The sequence below is a fragment of the Belnapia sp. AC561 genome, assembly GCF_979252845.1.
The window spans coordinates 1-256 of sequence record NZ_CEEDBP010000320.1; the positions used below are offsets into that span (position 1 = coordinate 1).

At 58.6% G+C, this 256-nt stretch carries 1 protein-coding gene; it reads left to right on the forward strand.

The features are described from left to right. On the forward strand, positions 1-256 hold a 256-nt coding region (locus AC0IW9_RS31255; protein WP_471652181.1), incomplete at both ends, for an SAM-dependent methyltransferase.

Consider the following 256-nt stretch of genomic DNA (forward strand, 5'->3'; position numbering starts at 1 on the left):
CCTCTATGTGGTCGCCACACCCATCGGCAACCTAGACGATATCAGCGCTCGGGCGCTGAAGATTCTGCGCGACGTTGCGCTGATTGCCGCTGAAGACACGCGTCATTCCATGCGTCTGATGCAACATTTCGGCATTCCTACACCGCTGGCGGCCTGCCATGAGCACAACGAGCGTGATGAAGGCAGTCGTTTTCTGTCGCGCCTGCAGGCGGGTGATGACGTAGCGCTGATTTCTGACGCGGGTACGCCGTTGATT